This window comes from Cellvibrio zantedeschiae (genome assembly GCF_014652535.1).
In the GTDB taxonomy this organism is placed as follows: Bacteria; Pseudomonadota; Gammaproteobacteria; order Pseudomonadales; family Cellvibrionaceae; genus Cellvibrio; species Cellvibrio zantedeschiae.
The window spans coordinates 1,603,813-1,626,572 of sequence record NZ_BMYZ01000001.1; the positions used below are offsets into that span (position 1 = coordinate 1,603,813).

At 43.4% G+C, this 22,760-nt stretch carries 15 protein-coding genes; 5 read left to right on the plus strand and 10 right to left on the minus strand.

What is annotated here, in order from left to right:
• Positions 1–43 precede the first annotated feature (43 nt).
• Together glgA and glgB are read right to left on the minus strand one after the other, a co-directional pair.
• On the minus strand, positions 44–1,495 hold the full coding sequence (gene glgA, locus IE104_RS07105) for a glycogen synthase GlgA (protein ID WP_189417045.1): 1,452 nt from the start codon (positions 1,493–1,495) through the stop codon (positions 44–46).
• An 11-nt stretch (positions 1,496–1,506) separates the two neighbouring features.
• Entirely contained in the window at positions 1,507–3,717 is a 2,211-nt protein-coding gene (glgB, locus tag IE104_RS07110; protein ID WP_189417046.1) for a 1,4-alpha-glucan branching protein GlgB, read from the minus strand.
• 415 nt (positions 3,718–4,132) lie between these two features.
• Between glgB and glgC the strand changes: the two genes are divergently transcribed.
• The 4 genes from glgC to IE104_RS07130 are packed head-to-tail and all read left to right on the plus strand — an operon-like array spanning position 4,133 to position 9,102.
• Positions 4,133–5,404: a glucose-1-phosphate adenylyltransferase gene (gene glgC / locus IE104_RS07115; protein WP_189417047.1), complete on the plus strand. Its 1,272-nt coding sequence runs from the start codon at positions 4,133–4,135 to the stop codon at positions 5,402–5,404.
• Positions 5,394–7,121, plus strand: a complete 1,728-nt coding sequence (locus IE104_RS07120; protein WP_189417049.1) for a glycoside hydrolase family 57 protein — start codon at positions 5,394–5,396, stop codon at positions 7,119–7,121. The genes glgC and IE104_RS07120 overlap by 11 nt, the downstream gene beginning before the upstream one ends.
• A 56-nt stretch (positions 7,122–7,177) precedes the next feature.
• On the plus strand, positions 7,178–8,710 hold the full coding sequence (gene malQ / locus IE104_RS07125; protein ID WP_189417050.1) for a 4-alpha-glucanotransferase: 1,533 nt from the start codon (positions 7,178–7,180) through the stop codon (positions 8,708–8,710).
• A gap of 32 nt (positions 8,711–8,742) precedes the next feature.
• Complete coding sequence (locus tag IE104_RS07130; protein ID WP_189417052.1) at positions 8,743–9,102, plus strand: hypothetical protein; 360 nt, start codon at positions 8,743–8,745, stop codon at positions 9,100–9,102.
• A gap of 271 nt (positions 9,103–9,373) precedes the next feature.
• On the opposite strand, the gene IE104_RS07135 is transcribed toward IE104_RS07130, so the two are convergent.
• Positions 9,374–10,300, minus strand: a complete 927-nt coding sequence (locus IE104_RS07135; RefSeq protein WP_189417054.1) for an alpha/beta hydrolase — start codon at positions 10,298–10,300, stop codon at positions 9,374–9,376.
• Positions 10,301–11,051: 751 nt separating this feature from the next.
• Between IE104_RS07135 and IE104_RS07140 the strand changes: the two genes are divergently transcribed.
• On the plus strand, positions 11,052–14,168 hold the full coding sequence (locus IE104_RS07140; RefSeq protein WP_189417055.1) for a phosphorylase b kinase regulatory subunit alpha/beta: 3,117 nt from the start codon (positions 11,052–11,054) through the stop codon (positions 14,166–14,168).
• Positions 14,169–14,243: 75 nt separating this feature from the next.
• Here the strand turns inward: IE104_RS07140 and IE104_RS07145 are convergent, their stop codons facing one another.
• The 7 genes from IE104_RS07145 to IE104_RS07175 all read right to left on the minus strand — a co-directional run bounded on the left by IE104_RS07145 (position 14,244) and on the right by IE104_RS07175 (position 22,705).
• Complete coding sequence (locus tag IE104_RS07145; protein ID WP_189417057.1) at positions 14,244–15,203, minus strand: right-handed parallel beta-helix repeat-containing protein; 960 nt, start codon at positions 15,201–15,203, stop codon at positions 14,244–14,246.
• A gap of 174 nt (positions 15,204–15,377) precedes the next feature.
• Positions 15,378–15,743, minus strand: coding sequence for a hypothetical protein (locus IE104_RS07150; RefSeq protein ID WP_189417058.1), 366 nt, complete (start codon positions 15,741–15,743; stop codon positions 15,378–15,380).
• A 101-nt stretch (positions 15,744–15,844) separates the two neighbouring features.
• Positions 15,845–16,684 carry a peptidylprolyl isomerase gene (locus IE104_RS07155; protein WP_189417060.1) on the minus strand — a complete coding sequence of 280 codons (840 nt, stop codon included), beginning with the start codon at positions 16,682–16,684 and terminating at the stop codon, positions 15,845–15,847.
• Positions 16,685–16,802: 118 nt separating this feature from the next.
• Positions 16,803–17,783: an HPP family protein gene (locus IE104_RS07160; RefSeq protein WP_189417062.1), complete on the minus strand. Its 981-nt coding sequence runs from the start codon at positions 17,781–17,783 to the stop codon at positions 16,803–16,805.
• Positions 17,784–17,883: 100 nt separating this feature from the next.
• Positions 17,884–18,426, minus strand: a complete 543-nt coding sequence (locus IE104_RS07165; protein WP_229837692.1) for a 3'-5' exonuclease — start codon at positions 18,424–18,426, stop codon at positions 17,884–17,886.
• Positions 18,427–18,462: 36 nt separating this feature from the next.
• Positions 18,463–19,893 (minus strand): DUF3999 family protein, encoded by a 1,431-nt coding sequence (locus IE104_RS07170; RefSeq protein ID WP_189417063.1) that lies wholly within the window; start codon positions 19,891–19,893, stop codon positions 18,463–18,465.
• Entirely contained in the window at positions 19,886–22,705 is a 2,820-nt protein-coding gene (locus IE104_RS07175) for a DUF2339 domain-containing protein (RefSeq protein ID WP_189417065.1), read from the minus strand. Before IE104_RS07175 ends, IE104_RS07170 begins: the two co-directional genes overlap by 8 nt.
• Positions 22,706–22,760: the final 55 nt, after the last annotated feature.

Genomic DNA, 22,760 nt, shown 5'->3' on the forward strand with positions numbered 1-22,760 from the left:
TGTTTATTTTTGGACGATGAATGATTGAAATTCACCGGCCTGTTTAATCAGCATTCACAATGGCTGAATAAATTTCCTCATAACGCTCCGCACTTTTCTCCCACGAAAAATCCTGGCTCATGGCATTTTGCTGCAATTTTTTCCATATCTCAGGTTGCTGATAGCATGCAAGTGCGCGTTTGATTGCCAAATGTAATTCTTCCGGCGTTGCCAAATGAAATACAAAGCCGTTGCCGTCGCTACCAATATCATCTAATGGTTTTTCGATCACCGTATCACGCAATCCGCCGACTGCATTTACAATAGGCAGTGTTCCGTAACGTAAACTGTACATTTGATTTAAACCGCAAGGTTCAAACATAGAAGGCATTAAAAAAATATCGGCGCTCGCTTCAATTTGATGCGCGAAATCTTCGTTGTAGCCCAGGGTTACAGATACTTTATGCGGGTGTTGCTGCGCAATATTTTTTAACGCTTGTTCGTAGCTGGCGAAACCACTACCCAAAATTACAAGTTGGCAATCTTGTGCCAGCAGCTGATTCATTTGATTCAAAATTAAATCAATGCCTTTTTGCTCTACAAGGCGTCCGATGAATCCGATCATTGGCACAGTCTTATCCACCGGCAAACCCAATTGCGCTTGCAAGCTTGTTTTATTTTTATGCTTTTGGCTAAGTGTACGACGATTATAATTGTGGGCAATGAGTTTATCGGAACCGGGGTTCCATTCATCCATATCAATTCCGTTTAACACGCCGGATAAATCGTCAGCACGTGCACGCAAAACACCATCCAAACCACAACCGAATTCCGGCGTTTGAATTTCGTTAGCATAACTTTGACTTACGGTTGTAATGGCATCTGCAAACGCGAGCCCGCCTTTAATAAATGACATTTGCCCGTAAAACTCAAGCTTTTCATGGTGCCAATAATCACTTGGCAATCCCAACTCAGAGAAAACTTGATAAGAAAATAAACCCCGATATGCCATATTATGAATGGTAAACACTGAAGCGGGTTTTTGTTCATACTGCGCGAGTAATGCGGGAATTAAACCGGTTTGCCAGTCGTTGCAATGCACAATATCAGGCTGCCATTCCAGATTGGCCTGGTTTAATGCAATAGCTTCTGCTGCTTTTGCGAACACAAAAAAACGCCAGTGATTATCGCTCCAATCGCTGCCATCGGGGCCGCAATAGGGGTTTCCTTCGCGCTCAGAAAATTGTGGGATATCGACTAATATGACCGCCACGCGCGAGCCAGGCAAACGGGTTTGTTGCAGAAAAATAGTTTGGCCAGAAATGTTCAGTTCTGCGACTTTTTTAACTCCAGCCTCCTTGGCTTTTTCCATCACGCTTGCATAGGCAGGTAACAAAATTTTTATATCGTGCCCGCGTTTTAAAAGTGCGCGCGGCAAGCTCGATGCTACATCTGCCAAGCCGCCGGTTTTAATTAATGGATGCGCTTCACTGGTTGCGAATAATATCTTGTGCATAGCAAATCCTTTTAGTGATCACACTTCAACAAAATTGCACCCAATGGTGGCAAGGTAAGTTGAATTGATTGCGCGTGTCCCATCCAGCTAATGTGTTCGGTAGGTATTTCATTGGCATTGCCTTTATTGCTGCCAGCGTAATATTCAGAATCAGAATTGAAAATTTCGTGATACTTGCCTGCGACCGGAACACCAAGACGATAATTCTCGCGCAGCGTTGGTGTGAAATTTAAAATGACCAACGTAAAACCTGTGCTGCCTTTGCGCAAATAACTCACAACGGATTGCGTTGAGTCATGGCAATCTACCCATTCAAAACCGTCATGTTGAAAGCTCCGCTCATAAAGCGATGGTAGCGTTGTATAAAGTTTATTTAAATCTTTTACCAATGTTTGCAAGCCGGAATGATAGGGGCCTTCGCCGAGCAAATGCCAGTCCAACGAACGGCCGTGAGCCCATTCACTCCACTGGCCAAACTCGCAACCCATAAATAATAATTTCGAACCCGGATAGGTATAAAGATAGGTGTAAAGCAAACGCAAATTCGCAAATTTTTGCCAATCGTCACCGGGCATTTTCCGAATCATACTGCCTTTACCGTGCACGACTTCATCGTGGGAGAAAGGCAGTTGGAAATTTTCGGTGAAGGCGTACATCATCCCAAAGGTTAACTGATTGTGATGATACTGACGGAAGATGGGATCTTTGCTGATGTATTCGAGGGTGTCGTGCATCCAGCCCATGTTCCACTTCATAGAGAATCCCAAACCACCCACATAAGTCGGGCGAGTTACTTGCGGCCATGCGGTGGATTCTTCAGCCACCACTATGGCGCCGGGGCATTGGCCGTGGCAGAGCACATTGAGCTGGCTGAGAAAAGCCATGGCTTCGAGGTTTTCATTGCCACCGTAAATATTGGGAATCCACTCACCATGATTACGCGAGTAATCAAGATGCAACATGGAGGCAACCGCATCCACACGCAAACCATCTATGTGAAATTCTTTTAACCAAAAAAGCGCATTCGCTAACAAAAAGTTGCGCACTTCATTGCGGCTGTAGTTGTAAATCAAAGTGCCCCAATCGCGATGCTCGCCCAAACGAGGATCTTCATGTTCATAAAGCGCGGTGCCATCAAAGCGGGCGAGGGCGTGGGCGTCTTTTGGAAAATGCGCTGGCACCCAATCCAACATTACGCCTATGCCATGTTGGTGAAGGTGATTTACAAAATAGCGAAACTCATCGGGCGTACCAAAGCGACTGGTCGGCGCATAGTAGCCAGTTGTTTGGTAACCCCATGAATCATCCAGCGGATGCTCGGTTACTGGCAGGATTTCGATATGAGTGAAGCCCATGTACTTAACGTAATCGGCCAGCTGGTGGGCCAGGTCACGATAATTGAGAAAGCTATTGCCTTCACCGCGGCGCCAGGAGCCTAAGTGGACCTCATAGATAGAAATAGGCGAGCGCTGCCAATCCCAATTGGTCCGTTGATTCATCCAGGATTGGTCGCTCCACTGGAATTCGCTAGGCGCGGCCACTATGGATGAAGTTTTGGGTCGTTGCTCAAAAGCCTGGCCGTAAGGGTCGGCTTTTAGAAAGGTTTGGTGCGTATGGCGGTTGCGGATTTCGTATTTGTAATTGGTACCCGGTTTTACGCCAGGAATAAATACTTCCCACAAGCCACTTCCGCCACGCACTCTCATGGGGTGATGGCGACCATCCCAATCGTTGAAATCGCCCACAATGCTAATGCGTTCAGCGCCCGGTGCCCATGTTGCGAACAAAACACCCTCGATACCATCTACTGTTTTGGGATGGGCGCCTAATACTTCATAGATTCCCCAATGCTGTCCCTCGCCAAACAAATGCATATCCAGCTCGCCCAATTGTGGTGCAAAACTGTAAGGGTCATATTCTATGTGCACTTGATTATGTCGATCAGTCCATTGGACTTGATAATGTACAGGTACATCTTTAGCCAAACCGTACCATTCAAAAAAATCTGTGCCTTCAATACGCTCTATAGAAATAGGTCCGGTGTTCAACTGCAAACTAACTGCGCTTGCGCCCGGAATAAAAATGCGAACGAGGGTATCGGCAAGGGCGGTGGGAACGCTTAAATGATGCCTTCCCAGCACCTCAAAAGGATCGTGGTGAGCGGCGTTGATGATACGCAGTAATTCATTGGGCAAACGTTGTGCTGGCTTGGCACTGAGCATGGAAAGTGTCCTGTTTCAAAGCGAAATTTACGGTCAAAAAATGACTAAATTTCAGGTTTTTATCTATGCCGATAAGAATGGCGTTTAAGTTTATAGACGCAAGCAATTTATTTAGATTAACTCAGTCTGTCTTAAATACTCTTACACGAAAGCGTCACAGGTTAAGGATAAAGTGAGGCAGCGTTATGACACAACGTAGAGTAAAAAATAATTTCACACAAACGAAATATTTGCAGATTCAATGCCACTATTGAGTCTACACTTGTATTGCCTTATTGAGGCAAACTAATTCTCGCCGAGAGTTAAGTTTATAAACGGATTTTTTCTCTTGGCATTGATATTGCTCAATGTAACAAAAGAGAAATCAATTTATTGTCAAATACCCAACTTTTGAAATAAGAAGAAAGGAGTTTTAATGAGCACTAACCAGACCTCTGGTCGTTTCGTCAGCCGCCTAACGCAAAAAACTTTAGCTGTTATTCTTGCCGGAGGCCGTGGCTCGCGCCTTCATCAATTGACTAACTGGCGTGCAAAACCAGCTGTGCATTTTGGCGGAAAATTTCGCATTATCGATTTCCCTTTATCCAATTGTGTTAACTCGGGCATTCGCCGCATTAGAGTCTTAACGCAATATAAATCCCACTCATTAGATCGACACATCCAGCGCGGCTGGGGCTTCCTTGGTGGTGAATTAGGCGAGTTCGTGGAGCTGCTGCCTGCACAACAACGTTTAGATGAATCATGGTATGTAGGCACTGCTGATGCGGTCTTGCAGAACCTCGATATTATTCGTCGCCACAATCCAGAATATGTTTTGATTTTAGCGGGCGATCATATTTATAAAATGGATTACGGCACCATGATCGCGGCTCACGTTGAGCGCGGTGCAGATATCACCGTAGGTTGTATTGAAGTTCCCTTAGAAATCGCAAGCTCTTTCGGCGTAATGGATATCGATAAAGACAATCGTGTTATTCGTTTTACGGAAAAGCCAGCTAACCCGGAGCCTACGCCCGGTAAAACCGACAAAGCCCTTGCCTCAATGGGTATTTATGTATTCAGCACCAAAGTGTTGTTCAGTGAATTATTAAAAGATCAAAAAAATCCTGATTCAGAACACGACTTCGGAAAAAATATTATTCCCGCCATGATTAAAACTCATCGCGTAAACGCCTTCCCATTCCGCGATCCTATTAGTGGCGGTGACGGTTACTGGCGCGACGTGGGAACCGTTGATGCTTTGTGGGAAGCAAACCTTGAGTTGACTGCCGTAATTCCTGAGTTGGATTTATACGATGCGGAATGGCCAATCTGGACCCATCAGGAACAAGTGGCTCCTGCAAAATTTGTATTTGATGATGAAGGTCGTCGCGGTTACGCGGTCGATTCATTAATTGCAGGCGGATGCATTGTATCTGGTTCAGTTGTTAAACATTCCCTGTTGTTTCCACGCGTGCGTGTTCACTCCTATTGCGACATTGAAGACTCCGTGCTTTTCCCCAGTGTGGAAGTAGGGCGCAACTGCAAAATTCGCAAAGCCTTAATTGATCGTCGCTGTAAAATTCCTGAGGGCACAGTCATTGGTTACGATGAAGAAGCTGATCGTAAACGTTTCTTTGTGTCACCCAAAGGTGTGGTTTTAGTTACACCCGAAATGCTGAGCGAGGATCATCCGCATGCCCTTTAATGGCAAAATGAAGGTCGTATTTCTCTGGCACATGCATCAGCCAGATTATCGAAACATAATGACCGGCGAATATTATTTTCCCTGGACTTATCTTCATGCTTTAAAAGATTACGTGGATATGGTTGCGCATTTGGAAGCGCAACCAAAGGCGCGTGCGGTATTTAACTTTGCGCCGATTTTGTTGGAGCAATTGGATGATTACGCTCAGCAAATTGGAAATTTTTTTGCCCGTCAGGAAAAAATTAAAGATGCGGTCCTGTGGTCATTGGTAGATTCAGCTCTACCTGTCGCAGGCACCCCGGAATTTATTTCACTCGCAAAAAAATATTTGCGAGCCAATCGCCAGCGCATGATTGAACGCTTTCCCATTTACCGCGAATTGGCAGACATTGCTGAAAAACTGGATGAACATTCCACCATTGCAAAATACCTTAACGAACAATTCTTAATTGATCTTGGATTTTGGTATCACTTAAGTTGGCTGTCGGAAACTTTGCGCCGCTCGGATTACCGTGTTCAGGCTTGGCAAAATAAAGGTCGTGGATTTAGTTGGCAAGATCGTTTGGATTTAGTCAAATTAATCGGCGAGGAAATCGCCTCTATCGGGCCCCGTTATAAAGCACTTTATGATAAAGACCAAATTGAATTGTGCATGAGCCCCTATGCGCATCCCATCATTCCCTTGCTGCTTGATATAAATTCGGCACGCCAGGCATGGCCTGAAGTTACGCTTCCCATTGCAACCAATTATGCCGGTGGTGAAGAGCGTGCAAAATGGCATTTGACCCAAGGTGTAAAAACATTTGAACATTACTTTGGTCACAAACCTAGAGGATGCTGGCCATCAGAGGGAAGTGTAAGCGACGACACATTAAAGCTTATGCAAGAGGCAGGCTTTGATTGGGTTGCAACAGGTGATTCAGTTTTACATAACAGCCTGCGCCATGTTGATAACAAAACTATTGCGGACGATCTTCACGAGCGTAAAGCCTGTTTACATCGCCCCTATAATTTTGCTGATCATAAAGTAAATTGTTTTTTCCGCGACGACGGGCTTTCAGATTTAATTGGTTTTAAATACGCCAATTGGCATTCAGACGATGCGGTAGGTGATTTAATTAACCACATGGTCAATATTGCCAACGCCTGTGACAACCCCAAAAATTCCGTAATCTCAGTCATTATGGATGGTGAAAATGCGTGGGAATATTTCCCTGAAAATGCCTACTATTTTTTGGCGCAACTTTATCAGCGCATCGGCGAACATCCGCAATTAGAACTAACCACCTACAGCGAATTAATCGACAAGCAAAAACCGGAACCACTCGCAATGCCACACGTAGTTGCCGGTAGTTGGGTTTATGGAAACTTTTCCACCTGGATTGGTGACAAAGATAAAAACCGTGGTTGGGATATGCTTTGCGAAGCCAAGCTTGCCACTGACCACGCACTTGCCACAAAGAAATATACCAAATCAGAACATATCCAAATTGAAAAACAATTAGCGTTGTGTGAAGGTTCGGATTGGTTCTGGTGGTTTGGTGGTTACAACCCAGCGCAAAGCGTAAGTGATTTTGAATATTTGTATCGCCAACATTTAAAAAATTTGTATCACTTGATTCGCGTTCCCGAGCCTGAATATTTAAATACTGTAATCAGTATCGGCGGCGGCGATCCAGCAACGGGTGGCGTCATGCGTCAAGGCCATGAGCACTAGGTCATGAACAAGCGTAACCTTTAACAAAGGTTACGAACAGAAAGGATAGGGCACAGATGCCAAACAATGCAGCAAATGTTTTTCCGCTCTTTCAAGCTCGACGAGCCGGAGTTTTGTTACATCCCACATCGCTTCCCAACGCTTCGTCCTTCTTTCAACATAAACCTTATCCACAAATGCATGGCACCTTGGGAAAAGATGCATATTTGTTTGTGGATTTTTTAGCGCAGTCTGGCCTCAGCGTTTGGCAAATGCTACCCACTACGCCAACCCATGCAGATCTATCTCCCTACCAATCTGTTTCTGCTCACGCGGGTAATCCAGAATTAATCAGTATTGATTGGTTAGTTCATCATGGTTGGGTTGATGCTAATGAAGATTGGAATCATGTGGCAGCAACGAAAGAAAGCCTTCAAAAAATTCGTTCAGCCTGTGCTGATCAGTTTTATCAACGCCTTGGTCAATCGGAGCACTTGTTAGAGCGGTTGAGCAAGTTTTGCGATGAAAATCGTTATTGGCTTGATGATTTCGTTTTGTTTATGGCGCTGCGTAAACACTTTGGCAATTCCCCCTGGAGCCAGTGGCCCAATGTATTGAAGCAAAGACAAGAGGGCGCACTTAATGAGTTCCGCGAATTTTTAGCCCTGGACATTTCTCTCTACGTTTTTGAACAATTTGCATTTGCTGAACAATGGAAAGCCTTAGCTGGTTATGCAAAAGCAAAAAACATTTATTTGTTTGGCGATATGCCAATTTTTGTAGCCCACGACAGCGCAGATGTTTGGGCAGGACAAAAATTTTTCAATTTAGACCACGATGGAAACGCGCTTACAGTTGCAGGTGTGCCGCCCGATTATTTTTCTGAAACGGGCCAGCACTGGGGTAACCCTCATTACAACTGGCAAGAAATGGAGCAGCACCAATTTAGTTGGTGGATTTATCGCTTGCGTACCCAGCTCAACCAATTTGATTTGATTCGCATCGATCACTTTCGCGGCTTTGAAGCCTTTTGGGAAATTCCAGGTGATAGCCTTGATGCTCGCGGCGGGCGATGGGTGAAAGCGCCTGGCGAGGCTTTCTTATCGGCCTGCTTTAAGGCGTTTCCAGATCTACCTTTAGTTGCAGAAAATCTGGGATTAATTACACCTGAAGTTGAAGACTTGCGTCATCAATTTAATTTGCCGGGCATGTTGGTTTTGCAATTTGCTTTTGATGGTAACAACAAAAATCCTCATTTACCCCATCGTCATTCAGTAAGCGATGTGATCTACACCGGTACGCATGACAACGATACAACGGTGGGTTGGTATGAATCGCTAACCGATGAACAACAATTATTTGTACACAATTATTTATACGCCAGTAACCAACCAATTCATTGGTTATTAATTGAATCTGCACTGGCATCCGTCGCACCATTGGCTATTATTCCTCTACAGGATTTTTTGGCCCTGGATGGGGAACACAGAATGAACATGCCAGGTACTACAGGAACCAACTGGCAATGGCAGTTTACATGGACACAGTTTCCGGATGAGTTAGGAGAACAAATTCACAGCAGGCTTTATCGTTATGATCGTTTAAGTTAACTGTAAATTACCACTGAAACTAAGGAGATCCTATGGAACACAGATGCACAGAAAGAATTAGCAGCGAGCTAAAGATTTTAATCTATAAACACAATCATCCTATAGCTATAGGACGGGTTAAAAATGGAAGTCGAACTGGCGTATTTGTTGAAACAGACTTTGTAGATATTGATTGCGAACATCAATTGAAACTTGAAGTTTTACTTAACAAAAACAACGCGACAAAGTTACAACGTATTGAAATGAAAGCCATTGTAATTCACAAGACAAGTAAAGGCTTTGGTGCAGAAGTTGATTTTCAAAATACCGCACAAGCTGATGTATTTGTAGAAATGTTGCGCGGCACCCAAGTTGGTTTGGCTGAAGAACAAACCTTAGCAATGGTAGTGTGAGATTGGCTTTACAAGAGCAAGTGTATTTAGTTTTTAGCGGGCCTTCTAATAATGTCTTGCCCGAGAATTTATGATTATCAAGGCAATTCCTAGACCTTTAGGCGTACTACGAATTGCCTTGGCAATTTTCTCCCTTTCCCCTCTAATGATTTCTCCTTTATAAACCCCGCGTTGCCAATAGCTGCGCATAGTGCGGTTTGCAATCCGAAGACAAACACTTATGGATGGCTACCGAATCCGTTTAAGCGAACCCGGTAGCCTCCTGTACAACCTAAGGCTTCAAAAATTTATTTACATCAAGCCAGTGTATAAATGCATCAAACCATTTATTGCTGGTGCGATCTGGGTTGCCCAATCCAAAACCGTGACCACCATTTTGATAAAGGTGAAATTCCACGGGAATCTTCGCATCATACCAGGACTTAATTACCCCAAAATCGCCGTGAAAAAGAAAATCGTCAGAGGCGAGGGCGAAGAACATAGGCGGTGCATTTTTAGGTACTTCAACAGGTTCGAGGCTGCCGTAAATTGGTGAAATAAAAGCTAGCTTCACTTTCTTTGATTGGAGCGCTGTTGCCATAGTTAACCTTGCACCAGCAGAAAAGCCCATCATGCCGATTTTATTTACGTCTACATTCCATTCTTTGGCACGACTCGTAATTAACGCGTAGGCGGCCTCGGCATCTTGAAGCTGGTTTGTGAGATCGCCACTTGGTCTTCTAGGCGCTGATTTATCACCAGCCTTTGCTGCGTCGGCCATACGTTGGTTCATTTGGCCCTCAAACGCCTCAAGGGTATCTGCTGTAGGCTGAAGGCGATACTTCAATACAAAAGCATTAATGCCGCGAGCAGCAAGCGCTTCTGCAACTTCCCAGCCTTCATTTCCCATCGAAAGCCACATAAAGCCACCACCGGGGGCAACTATGATGGTGGTGCCGTTTGCTTTCTTAGGATCAGCCAGGAAGGGGGTTAAGGTCGCCGTGGTAATGTTCCGGGCCATGGGATCGCCCCATTGACGAAACCAGGATTCTTTTGCCGGTTGGTTAGCAACACCACCCGTACCCAGTGGAATGGCACGCGGCTCTTTAGGCGCATCCATGGGGTACATTTTTCCGTCTTGAGCGAACACGGCCGTGCTGCCCAACCAGATAAAACCTAGCAATAATAATTTTGAAAAGATGTTTGATGGCCGAATCATAATTTTTCTCCTAATAATATTTACAGCTTCCATTCAAAACTCATAATTACCGTGCAGACGTTTTATCTGGGTAATTTCAAGAGGTAAGAACAGAAAATTAGCTTACAAATGGAGAATCCTGCGCAGAAGGAACACGCTATTTTTATAAAATTTCTAGCCAGAGCGAAAAAATGATCAACTTTAAGAGCCACGCACTTTTTCTACTGACACAGTGCATCTGTATATTATATTACAACTGTAAAAGCAACTAATGACGTGCGAAGCTTATTTTGCTTGGAATGTGGAAATTTAACTAAGCTGGGGCTAGGGCTCTTGCACTAAAGAATTTATAAGTTGTGTCGCTATCTAGAAAAGTCAGAAAGTTACCATGAACCAAATTCGTACATGTGCGTTGGTATAGATCATGCGTTATAAAAACAAACATACTAAACCGTAAATATTTTTGAAAAACCTCACTAAATTGGTGACCGATAAATTAATTTGGCACCAGAATTGGTCAGGTTTAAATTTAAATCGACTATTATTAGTTGCTTGTAATAACTGAAGCCATCAGATGGCATTATGCGAAAATGAGGATATTGCAGTGATTGTCAGAAACACTGAGAAGTTCGATACCTTCGAAACTTGGCGACAGTCAGAAATATTTCATAATTTCGCATAATGTATATTATGTTAAATTACGTATATGCCTCAATATCTAAGCTCGCGCCTGCTTTTTAGGGCCCCAATAATTGAATAACTGCGATCGACTATGAAACATACCCAGCTGTTAGAGCGTTTGTACGCTGAAGTAGAAACAGTCATTTTAAGCCGCCAACATCCTGTCACGGGTCTTTTGCCTGCCAGCACCAGCGTTAATATTCATGGCGATTACACGGACGCCTGGGTGCGCGATAACGTTTATTCCATAGTGTGTGTTTGGGGGCTTGGCTTGGCCTTCCGGCGCCAAGGCGAAAATAGCAAAAGCGACCAGCTTGAGCAGTCCACTATCAAGCTAATGCGTGGCCTGCTGCAATCGATGATGCGACAAGCCCCAAAAGTTGAAAAATTTAAGCATACGCTCAATAACATCGATGCCCTGCATGCAAAATACGATACAGCAACCGGCTTGCCGGTAGTTGCCGATAACGCCTGGGGCCATTTGCAAATTGATGCAACCTCCCTTTATTTGCTGATGCTCGCTCAAATGACGGCGTCTGGTTTACGCATAATCTGCACGCACGACGAAGTGGATTTCATTCAAAACCTCGTTTATTACATCTCAAGCGCCTACCGCATGCCCGATTATGGGATTTGGGAACGCGGTAACAAGGTTAACAATGGGCGCACTGAGATTAATGCCAGTTCTGTCGGCATGGCTAAGGCCGCAATGCAGGCACTTGATGGCTTCAATCTTTATGGTGAACATGCGTCCAAACGCGGCGTTATTCACGTAATTGCCGATGCAATATCTCTGGCTAGAACCACCCTAACCTCGCTGTTACCGCGCGAGTCTATGTCTAAAGAAGCGGATAGTGCGCTTCTCAGTATTATTGGTTTCCCTGCGTTTGCCGTTGGTAAAGAAACTTTGGCAACGCAAACTCGCGATTCAATTTTAACGAAGCTCGGCGGTAATTACGGCTGCAAACGCTTTTTGTTGGATGGGCACCAAACTGTTGTAGAAGAAAGTTCTCGTATCTATTACGAGCAAACCGAATTGGGCAAATTCGAAAATATTGAATCTGAATGGCCGCTATTTTTTACTTATTTATATATCAGCGCATTGTTTGACGGCAGCGATGCCACCGCAAAACATTACCGCAAAAAACTTGAAGCGCTCATGGTTCATGTGGATGGTGTTGGACTTCTCCCGGAACTTTATTATGTTCCAAAAGAAAATATCGAAGCCGAAAAGAAAAATCCTCGTTCGCAAACACGTGTGCCGAATGAAAACGTTCCACTGGTATGGGCGCAAAGTTTGTATTTAACTGGTTTGATGATGGATGAGGGTTTGCTTCGCACTGAAGACCTTGATCCTTTGAAAATGCGTCGTCGCTCCACAAAATTTGTCAAATCCCAAATCGCACTGGTTGTTCTTGCCGAAAATGAGGAAGTGAAATCCGCGCTTGCAAAGCAAGGGGTTATTGCTGAAACCATTCAGGATATTAAACCCATGGCAGTAGTGAGCGCCCCTAGCCTTATGGAAGCTTATGCGCATGTTGGTGAAAATAAAGCGCTTGGCCTGAGTGGCCGACCACGTCGCCGTTTGCAAAGTTTAACAACCTCACAAGCACACGAAATTAACAACAAAGTTTATTTGTGTTTAAGTTGGTTGCAAAGTGAAAAAGAAGATTACCGCATGTTCGATTCGAAAATGGTTATCGAATACGTTACGCAAGAAATTCAATATATTCACAAACATTGGTTGAGCTCTGAAGTTGCTGTCTTTACATTTTTAGTAGACAAAAAACTCTGTAAAATTCCAGATGCAAATAGTTTATTTGCCATGTTTCGCGATTATCAATTACGCAGTGAACAAGAATATGTGGGCTATGCATCTGCGAACCTGGCTTATAGGGCATCACGCGTAAACCAGTTAACTATCCCCTACTTTCATGTGAATTCAATTACTTCGCTGAATGAGACCAGTACGATTTTAGATAAAGAATTGGATTGCACATGGTTGGAGCCCACGGCAAAAAATATTCTGACTAATTTCAATACAGAAAACGACATTATTAATTTTAGAAAATCCGTTGCCTATTTAACGGATCGGCCAATGGATTTTGTCATTGATGATTTGAACACTAATGTCACCATTCGTGATTTCATCAAAGAAATCTATTACCGTGCACAAAGCAAAAATAATTGGTTGTTAGCGCGTTATTGTTTTGCGCGTATGAACTATTCACCGGTTGACCTTGGGGATAGCTTAACCGTTATTGCAGCACGTAACTTATCCATTACTGTGGGCGACAATAACTATACCGAAATTAAAGCAGACCAATCCTTCTCAAACACTGAGTTCTTTGAGGGGATTTACCACAATTTTAAAGATCCGCTTGAGCAAACTCTGGTGCTCGAATTGTTGTCTGCAATTGGCGGATTGATTCGTACCGAGCCCAAACTTTTTGATGGCTTACGCTCTATTCAGCTGCGTAATTTCCTAATGCTGTTTGCAATGGATAAGGATGATGCTGAAGATGTGAGTATGCTTGAATGGATCGGCTTGCAATCTCCCGCAAAAATATACAAGAAGTTAAAAAATGTGTTGATTTCCCGTACCAAAGTTTTTTCGCAGGGTGTAAATCATATTGTTCCCTACAAAATGTATCACGATGAATACACCATGATGAACGAAATTCTGGCTGCAGATGCTGCTAGCACTGATTGGTTGGAATGGCGTTTGGCGCGTGGATTGATTACGCATTTCGACAATCATTTCCTGAAGGAAATTTGGAACAGCCTTAGTCATGCTAAAAAACTGGTATTTGGTGTAGGAGATCCGGAAAGCTTTGTATTAGATTGCGAGATGATTCGCAGCTCTATGACTGCAGGCGAAGAAAGTTTTGCATTGCTAATTGATCAATTAACACATCAGCTCCACCCCGCTTATTACAAGAGCGCGGTGGTCGAAGCGCTTTATGCATTTACACAATATTGTGCAATCAACTCAAATGCAAAATTTAAAAAGCCAATAGTGTTTAGTGAAGTGCTTGAGCGTTCGGCAAAAGCCTATTGCGTTGAAGCTTATAAGGATAAGCTTCCCAACAGCTCACGCTTCCTGGATTTATTCTTGCAGCAATCTCCACATGTGCTGAATCTTTATATACACCTGACTTATTCAGCCATGGCAAAGCCTGATACCTTTGAGCCCATAATGACTTAAACATTTATGGCTTTGAAAATAAAAAATCCATCGTAAAGATGGATTTTTTATTTGGCGATTACAAATTTAAAATAGTTAACGACAGATAGCCCCTACCCCTTCAATCAAGTTAGAGGCCGCCTCACCATAACAACCTTTAACGTTGTCGATGTATTGGCTTGCTACAAATAAATTGTTCACACAAGATGCATCGCTAATCAAAATACCATAACCACCGGAACCGGTAATCACAAGACTGTTAAAAGTATTGCCTGCGGCAGGTTTGGTAATGTCATCATCCACTTGCGCTAAAAACACACCGTGTTGTTTAGAGTTGCGAATGTGCACGTTGGCGAAAGAGTTATTGGATGAGTCACGCATAAAAATACCTACAGTACTGGTATTTGTAATCGTCACGTCACTGAATTTGTTGTTATCAAAATGAATATCGGTAGAGATACCCGCGCCCTTATTGTTGTATAAATTTATACCAGAAAAGGTGCTGTTCTCAGTTTCATAACCAGCGAAACCGTCAAATTCATTATCGTAGGATGTATAGTCACGGATCATTAATCTGTAGCAGCCCAGTTCAGTCACCAGCCCGCCCGAAATGGCGCCGTACACTGTCACGTTATCAACCACGCAATCTTCGCAACGGCGAATGGTTATACCATTATTGCGCAATGGAAATTGATCACTGCATGGCCCACCCATACATTCTGAAGTTTGATTGACGCGATTGCCATCAATGTGCAAATTTTTAACTTGAATGTAACGGCGGGTCACCGTAGGAGACCGAACAGTTTGCCCCATCACAAATACAGGAATGTTGGCCTTATCTGCAACACGCAATAAAGTCGCAGCACCTTCGCCACGAACAATGATGTTATCGCGATCTAAAATTATTGGAGTTGCGCAAGTATATTTGCCTGCCGGGATGATTACTTCGCCGCCGATGGCTGGCAATCTATCAATCGTTTTCTGGATTGCGTCGCAGGTATTACCTTTAACCGTAACTGCGAAGCTTTGCTGCGAACAAAAAGCGATTAATATCAACCCGACCGCCCTTACGAAAAACCTTGCACTTCTCATCAAAAACACCTCAAAAAATATCATTACTCGCTACAGCTTTACCGCTACGAATTTTTGTCTCTCTTTAAAAGTAGCCTCCCTTGTCCACTTTTAAAGAAAAATGCGCCAATAGAACAAAACAATCTAATTTTTAAATACTTAGAACTTGCCTGGAAGAACGGGATTACAGTTCTCAATAGTGACCCGGCCTTGCAATACATGCCCTTTAGAGTATTCCGTAAAATAACAGGAGTTAGTTTTGGGATCGTAATTTTCAATCCACAAATGATCTTCCTTCCAGGTTGCGGACAAATGCATTTGTCCTTCTGGCACGCTAATAGTCATAACGCCGCCGTAATTTTTCACGAACATTTGCTCGTATTTAAAAAAGAACGCGCCCCACCCCACCACAATAACGATAAGGGCCGCTAAGGCGCCGTATTTGTAATTAACAAAACGGCCAATGATCCAGCCTAAAAGCCCTGCAAAGAGAATTACTGCAAGCCAGTATAGATAAGTAATCATAAAAAGCTCCTTAAAATAAAAAACTGCTTGGCAATGACTTGCCAAGCAGTTTTAGTAAAAATTTGCAGTATTACAAAGGAGTTTGCGGCTTTTGTAAACGACTATTTACGACGGAAACCAAAGGTACCTAATGCGGCTAAAAACAACAAACTTATAAGCCCGGTAGAACCACCGCCTCCGCCGCTGCTATTGTTAGATGAGCCGCCACCACCATTTGAAGTTGGTGTGTATGTTGTTTTAGCCGGCGTTAAATTTGCTGCTGTATCAACATTTGCATCAATAATGACAATATTTAATATCATCACCAAATTTTTATCAGTAACAGCCACATTATTATTTGCATCTGCAGTTGTGTAATTGCGTAAAGGCAAATCAGTAAAAGCAGAGTTTGTACCCAAGTTAAAAGTATTCAGCGCAGCCATGGCATCAACAATTGCCATGCCATTACCCGTTACTTCTCCGAATACTGTGAAGCCACCATTTTGTGAGTCCAGATTGCCACTGTTATCTACCGAATTGAAAAACCATTGATTGGTCGCTGAGTTAGGATTGCCGCCTACTTTAGCCATTGCGATAGTGCCACGTTTATTTGCATAAACCGGCTCGTTAATTACCGCAGCATTTTGTGTAACTTCTACCAGGGGAAACTTGTTGTCATATTTAAAACCACCACCCTGTACAATAAAACCTGGTACGGCGCGATGAATAATTGAATTGCTATAGGCTCCAGCTTTTACGTAAGTTAAAAAGTTTTCTACGGTTTTAGGTGTCGCTTTATCATAGAGATTAACCTGAAAATCACCCATGACGGTTTGGAACTGAACAATAGTGGCCATGGCTTGGGGCGCTGCCAAGAGTGCGGCAGAAAGACCCAATAATTTAATGTGGCGCTTGATGTTCGTCACCGCGTGTTTTGATTGGTTGATAGCATTTAAAAACATTCATATCCCCTGATACATCGACTACATTATTGAATGCACATCTTAACGAGAGATTGCACATCCCACAGCTATTAATTTGTTGTAATTTGTAATTTCACAATATTTGATTATTTAGAGATTACTCTGCCTCAATCTTTACCCAGCGGCCATTACCTTGAGGTTTTACTTCAAAGCGTGCCCATTGACGAAACTCACTGCGCAGGCAAATTCCTGTTTGGTAGGCGCCATCTCCAGCGAGGACCTTATAAATAACGCGATCTTTTTCAGGAATCACTCCGTCATCAGATCCATCCAACACTTGGCGCACACTCCACAATTTTCCGAGTTTGCCATTGCTGTAAAAGTTACCGGGAATAATATCCGCAGGGTGAGTAATATTTTTTTCCGCGTGTTGCTTTGCAAGCTCTAACAATTCGGTGAGATTTTCGGCAGTGATATCAACATAAGAATTCAATTGCTGCATGGCAGCTGCAAAATCTTCTTGTGTTAATTCAAACTGGCGTTCCGCCGGCTGCGTCTGTTTAGATTGACGGATACGTTTATGAAGATGCGCAGGATACCGGCGCCAATCGAACAGTGCGTTAAATAAAACTGCCATCAATAAAATTGCAATCACGTTAACGAGGATCGGCATAATTAAATAGTGATAACCCAGCAGATGCACTTCTGATCCACCAATAACCGCCGCTAATGAAGTGGCGCCACCTGGAGGATGTATGCAACGTGTGTAGTGCATAACACCAACAGCAAGGCCCACTGCAAGTGCTGGAGTCCAGGTTTGATCTGGAAATAATTTTTGGCAACTAACGCCAACAAATGCAGACAAAAGATGACCACCAATAACTGCCCAAGGTTGCGATAGTGCGCCCTGCGGCACGGCGAATAACAAAACAGCAGATGCACCCATGGACGTAACCATTACCAGCGTGCCCGCGTTCTCCATAAAGCCGTGCGGAAATTGCCAACGTGTAATCCAGTAGACCGACAAAATACCGAGCATTGCTCCTATTGCGGAAATCCATTTTTCGCCATGACTTGTCGTATTGCGCTCAAATCCAAATAATAAACGCAGCTCATGCAAAATATGTTTTATATTCATAAGTAAACTTGTGGGAAATTATTAGTTGCGATCAATCGCGAAGGCGATGACCCTTATGATTTTGATTAGATGAATTAACTAGCGAGTAATCACAATTTAATTAAGCTGTTTTAAATTGATTGCTATCCATGAGTCGAACCCAGGTGCGCTGCAACATAAGTGCATCATTGCTAGCGCGATGACGCTTTAATCCGAGCTCCTTTTCAATTTCTTGATGTAGTTTGTTCCAGCGTGCCGCTTCGCATTCCGGCATGATGCTCGCGAGATGATCGAGCTTAAAACTAGGGCTAAGATTGGCCGCATCAAACAACACCGCGAGCCACGCATAATCATGTCCCCATGCATCTGAATAAACCGTCATTCCTTTTAATTGGCGATTTAACCAATGCGCAACTTGGTCAACGGGTTTACCAAACGCCATAAGTAAATCGCGAGTAATTCCGTGTACCGCATAAGCCGACTCATCCCAATGGGTCCACTCCGGTTCCGGGCGAATCAAGGTGCAGGCCAAACGGCCATTAGGCAGCGCAAAACCCACCTCAATGGGATAGCTGCTGCTGCCAAATCCGGATGCTTCCAAATCAATCACCGCAGGGATTGTTGGCACCGCCACTTCAGAACTTGCATACATTAACTCTTTCATTATAGTTTTTTGAATCCTGTATGTTGGAGCGAAATATTAGTCCACCTTGGACACATTCAACTGTTTAAACAGTTTTAATGAGAACGCCAATAATACGCCCACCGCTAACACCAATGCCACCCAAAAAAGCCATTGTTTCCAATCTATAACCGATTTTGATCTAGAAAATGCATCGGGAGACACCTCAAGTGGATGCAAACTGGCCCCAACCCATACAGGTTTTGAGGCCCCAATGATCTGATTAAACACCTGTTCGCGATTGTTGGTGTGAGTTCCTTCTTCGATTGCCAATACATAAGGTGGTTTATTGTTGGTAATGATTTGCAATTGGGTTGGTTGCCAACCGAATATAAGATTTGGCGCAGCAATATTTTTAGCAGAATCGTTAAGTTCGATACGCCAATATTTGTCGCGATTGGCGTAAACACTAACAGGACTACTTTTTTGCCATTGACTACCAACCTGCGCATTAAACCAAATTCCCTGATGGCGCAGCTGCCAGTTTTGCTTTTCATTATTGCGAGAAAATATTTTTGCGCTATCACCGTAAGTATAAGTGCCAAAATCAATTGCGAGCGTATCTATAGGTGTGACCTCGTTGCGATTAAACTCCCAAGCCGCAACTGGATAAGTTTTACTATGCGAGCCAGGCAAATAAACGGTTGTTTGCGTTTTTGCCGTCGTGCCTTTTAAGCTCCAGGTTTCCTTATTGGTTTTTTGAATAACCTCTCCGATTTTTTGCTCACCAACAACCTGTGTGATTTGCAAATTTTCTGCACCACGTAAAATTTTTAGCCGCAGAAATTCAAAATCCTTTTTTGGGATTTTTACATCAATATAGTTTCGCTTTAAAGTTTCATCTTGCTGGGTAATTTGTACTAATGTTGATCTTGCCAACGAGTACCAATTCTTCAGGTTGCGAGTGCCTTCAAGCTCCACTTCTAAATACTGATTATTTATTTGCCCAACCCAGTCAACAGTTAAACTTGTAAGTTCGTGGTCAAGCTGGCTTATGTCGACTAAATAAAACTCCGGCGTAGCGTTATTCAGAGTTTTATCGGTGGTAGCGACCTGTGTATTGTTGCCGCGAACACTAATCTGGGAAGTGTGTAATTTACGTAACGTATCAGGTGTTGCATCTGGTGCTACCGGAAAAAATCTTAATGATTCAGATACAACTTTTTCTTCCGTAACTCTTGTGTCATTTGCAATAGAAACCAACCGGTAAGGTAAAGGGTTTTGCTCTGCGTCCAATACAACCAGATCCTGGAGTCCCGCTTCGCGACTATACTGATAAATTTCATGGCTCAAGGGAACTTGTATAAAGGTTCCCTCTACATCGTTGACTTGGTAGATTGGAGTTGCGCAATAGCTATTCATGCTGAATAAGGTTGCGCCAAGCAAAACGATGATGGAAAAGTACCGTTTTACATTATGCATTACAAAGCTATTTGCAAGGCTATTCATTAATAGTTGCCTCTTTGTCTCGACCATTGATATTTTCTTCAGTATCTGGTGATTTAATTTTTGCAGGAATCGGCGATAAATAACCGATCAATAAAATGAGTGCTCCTACTACCAGGAATGAAATAATCCCGGCAAGGGTGTCCTTACCAGACAAATCTTTGGCAATGAGTTTTATAATCACCAAGCCCAATAATCCAGCACCTATCATCCATAATTCGCGACGCTGAATTTTTCGCGATATATTCATGATGACTAGCGCACAGACCGTCCACAAAATTGACAATGCCATTTGCACTTCAACTGCATTCCATAAGCTATCGAAATAATAGGGAATAGATTGATAATGGCTTATAGCTCGCAAGGTGGCGACATTGAGCCATACAAACAACATTATGCCTAGCAAGCCCGCACGAACAGCATTTGAAATAAAACTAACTGCATCCAAAAAGTGACGTTTAGCCGCATATGCAAACACTAAGACGATACCGAATTGCGCTAAATCGAGCGGATTTAAAACCGGCAAGTAATGCTCTGTATTAGGCTGATTTTTATGGCATACGGCAAAAAACCAAATAGCAGAGAGTGCAAACAATGGAGCGGGAATCCAGTTTTTAAACTCTTGTTGATACGAAGTAAAAGGCCATATTTTTTTCTGCCCTGCACCAATCAGGACGATTACAGGAATCATGAGTGCGGCGAACCAAATCATTAACCCGGCGGTCCCCTGCAAATTAAATTGCGCTTTTTGCCAGGACACTTCCCAAAATATAAGGCCGAATATCCCCCAAGCTGTGAGCACATGCCAGGTGCGGAGCAATATACTTGCAGATGTTTGCATAATCTTTTCCCGATCCAAAAGAAAACCGTATTGCACGACAAAAAACAGTGCAATTGCAATCAAGCTAAAACCGTGGCTGGGATGAGTGTCATTTTCGTTAACAAAAAATACGATAATGAACAGAAGTAACATGAAAGGCAGAAGTGAATATACGCTCTTGATTATTGTATCCCACGACAATTTTTTGCCGATGAGAATTAAACTGACAGCGGATAAAGTAGCAAACAACATAATGGCAGCGAACAAATGCTGATCCATCACATGAACATTCATTTCGTTAATGCCGGCTACAAACCACCACAGAACTCCTAAAGCGATACCCACTGGAGCAATGATTTTTTCAGCCGAGCCTAAACGGTCGCCAAAGCTATATGAAAGATAGGCAATGATAAAACTAGTTAAGGCTAAGAGTGCCAAGCCAAGGAAATCACCGCTTATAACCGGTGTTAATCCGGTATCAATACCTTCAAAAATAATTAACGAAAAAACTGCTGCGCAATGTAACAAGTAGCCTACAACGCGCGGACGTAAACGCTCTTGTCGCAAACCGACCCAAACCAAACCGGTTGCCTCAAGCGCCCAGGTTACCGATGTCCAGCTTGCATCTAACGCGAGCGGAACTGCGAGCGTTGCAAATGACACGCCTAGCGCAAGAAACGATTCAATTAATACGCGGTGCGTCTGCAAATAACGGCGGCTCATTATTAGTGATAAAGCGATATACACCGCCGCCAATACAATCGCACTGATGGCCAAACCATATTCAGTGTGCTTTAACAAAGCAGTTTGCAAACCAAAAGCAATTAACGGTAATCCAAAAACCAGACTACCGTCTACCATTCCTTTAAGGTTGGTTGGCTGCTTGAAGGAAAACAAAATGGAAACTGCAAGATAAAGAACAAAAAATGCGATCAAGAATGGCTGGGTTGTTTCATAAAAAACTGGTTGGTATTTCAACACACCCCACGCAGCGGTAATTACAAAGGTGAACATAAAACCCACCCAATTTAATAATCGCCAAGCTTTTTTGAGTGCGATTGCCAGAATGCCAAAATTCAAAATTAGGTAGAAACTAAACAGACCGACATGACTCCCGTCTCCTGTTGACGTCAAAATAGGAGCGAGGAATCCACCAGCGGTTGCGAGAATGGCGAGTAACTGGGTGTTTTGCAAAAGCGCTAGCAACACGCCCAATATGACAACTACAAACAATAATCCAAATGCAATGCCGAGTGGGATCAAGCCATAAATTTTTGCTGCAGCAAACAGCGTGAGGTAAATAACAGCGATCCCGCCACCTTGTAAAACCAGCCCATAGCCCCCTACTCGCTCGCGCGTTTTCCAACCAAAAACTAATAATGCAATTGCGCCTAGTATAACGCCCGTTAAGCGCAGCTCTATGGGAAACAAGCCCTGGCTTGATGCATATTTAACAAGAAAACTTACGCCAAAAAACATGATCACCATACCGATATTTACAATCGGATTTCCTTCGGTAAAAAAACGGCGCACAGCTGCAAATATTTTGTCGCCTACATCGGGCTCACGTGGAATCGCGGGTTGTATAACAGCGCGGATAATTTTGGGTTGCGGAACGGCTTCAGGTAGATCGAGATCCAGCTCAAGGGATTCAGTAACTTTTGAAGATTGAGTGTCAGTTTTTGCAACGGCGACAGGTTCTGATGCAATCGCCTCATTGACGACTTCTGCGAGCGGCTTTTTAACTATCGGAGCGTCTTTAGTTGCAAACTTATCCAGCAATTCGTTTTTTAGCAGGGCGAGCTGTTGGCTGGTTTTTACTTGATCATCCTTAAGCGCCTGGATTGATTTTTCGAGTAAACCAATTTTTTGAATTTGTTGGAGCACTAGTCCGGCCAAGCCACCAACAAGCGCACCAAGCCCCCATCCGTGATAACCTAAAAATCCCCACCCAAAAAGAATACCCAGAATTGCGCCAGCAACCATCAACCCCATCGCAAACTCCCTTAGGCTCTAATCGCCTGTTTTATTGATACGTTATTTTGACAGC

Bases quoted from the DNA above. Each gene is read 5' to 3' on its own strand.
- glgA (WP_189417045.1), bottom strand. From the start codon at position 1,495: ATGCACAAGATATTATTCGCAACCAGTGAAGCGCATCCATTAATTAAA.
- IE104_RS07150 (WP_189417058.1), bottom strand. From the start codon at position 15,743: ATGATTACTTATCTATACTGGCTTGCAGTAATTCTCTTTGCAGGGCTT.
- IE104_RS07155 (WP_189417060.1), bottom strand. From the start codon at position 16,684: ATGTTTTTAAATGCTATCAACCAATCAAAACACGCGGTGACGAACATC.
- glgB (WP_189417046.1), bottom strand. From the start codon at position 3,717: ATGCTCAGTGCCAAGCCAGCACAACGTTTGCCCAATGAATTACTGCGT.
- IE104_RS07160 (WP_189417062.1), bottom strand. From the start codon at position 17,783: ATGAATATAAAACATATTTTGCATGAGCTGCGTTTATTATTTGGATTT.
- IE104_RS07140 (WP_189417055.1), top strand. From the start codon at position 11,052: ATGAAACATACCCAGCTGTTAGAGCGTTTGTACGCTGAAGTAGAAACA.
- IE104_RS07170 (WP_189417063.1), bottom strand. From the start codon at position 19,893: ATGAATAGCCTTGCAAATAGCTTTGTAATGCATAATGTAAAACGGTAC.
- IE104_RS07130 (WP_189417052.1), top strand. From the start codon at position 8,743: ATGGAACACAGATGCACAGAAAGAATTAGCAGCGAGCTAAAGATTTTA.
- IE104_RS07165 (WP_229837692.1), bottom strand. From the start codon at position 18,426: ATGAAAGAGTTAATGTATGCAAGTTCTGAAGTGGCGGTGCCAACAATC.
- IE104_RS07135 (WP_189417054.1), bottom strand. From the start codon at position 10,300: ATGATTCGGCCATCAAACATCTTTTCAAAATTATTATTGCTAGGTTTT.
- malQ (WP_189417050.1), top strand. From the start codon at position 7,178: ATGCCAAACAATGCAGCAAATGTTTTTCCGCTCTTTCAAGCTCGACGA.
- glgC (WP_189417047.1), top strand. From the start codon at position 4,133: ATGAGCACTAACCAGACCTCTGGTCGTTTCGTCAGCCGCCTAACGCAA.
- IE104_RS07175 (WP_189417065.1), bottom strand. From the start codon at position 22,705: ATGGGGTTGATGGTTGCTGGCGCAATTCTGGGTATTCTTTTTGGGTGG.
- IE104_RS07120 (WP_189417049.1), top strand. From the start codon at position 5,394: ATGCCCTTTAATGGCAAAATGAAGGTCGTATTTCTCTGGCACATGCAT.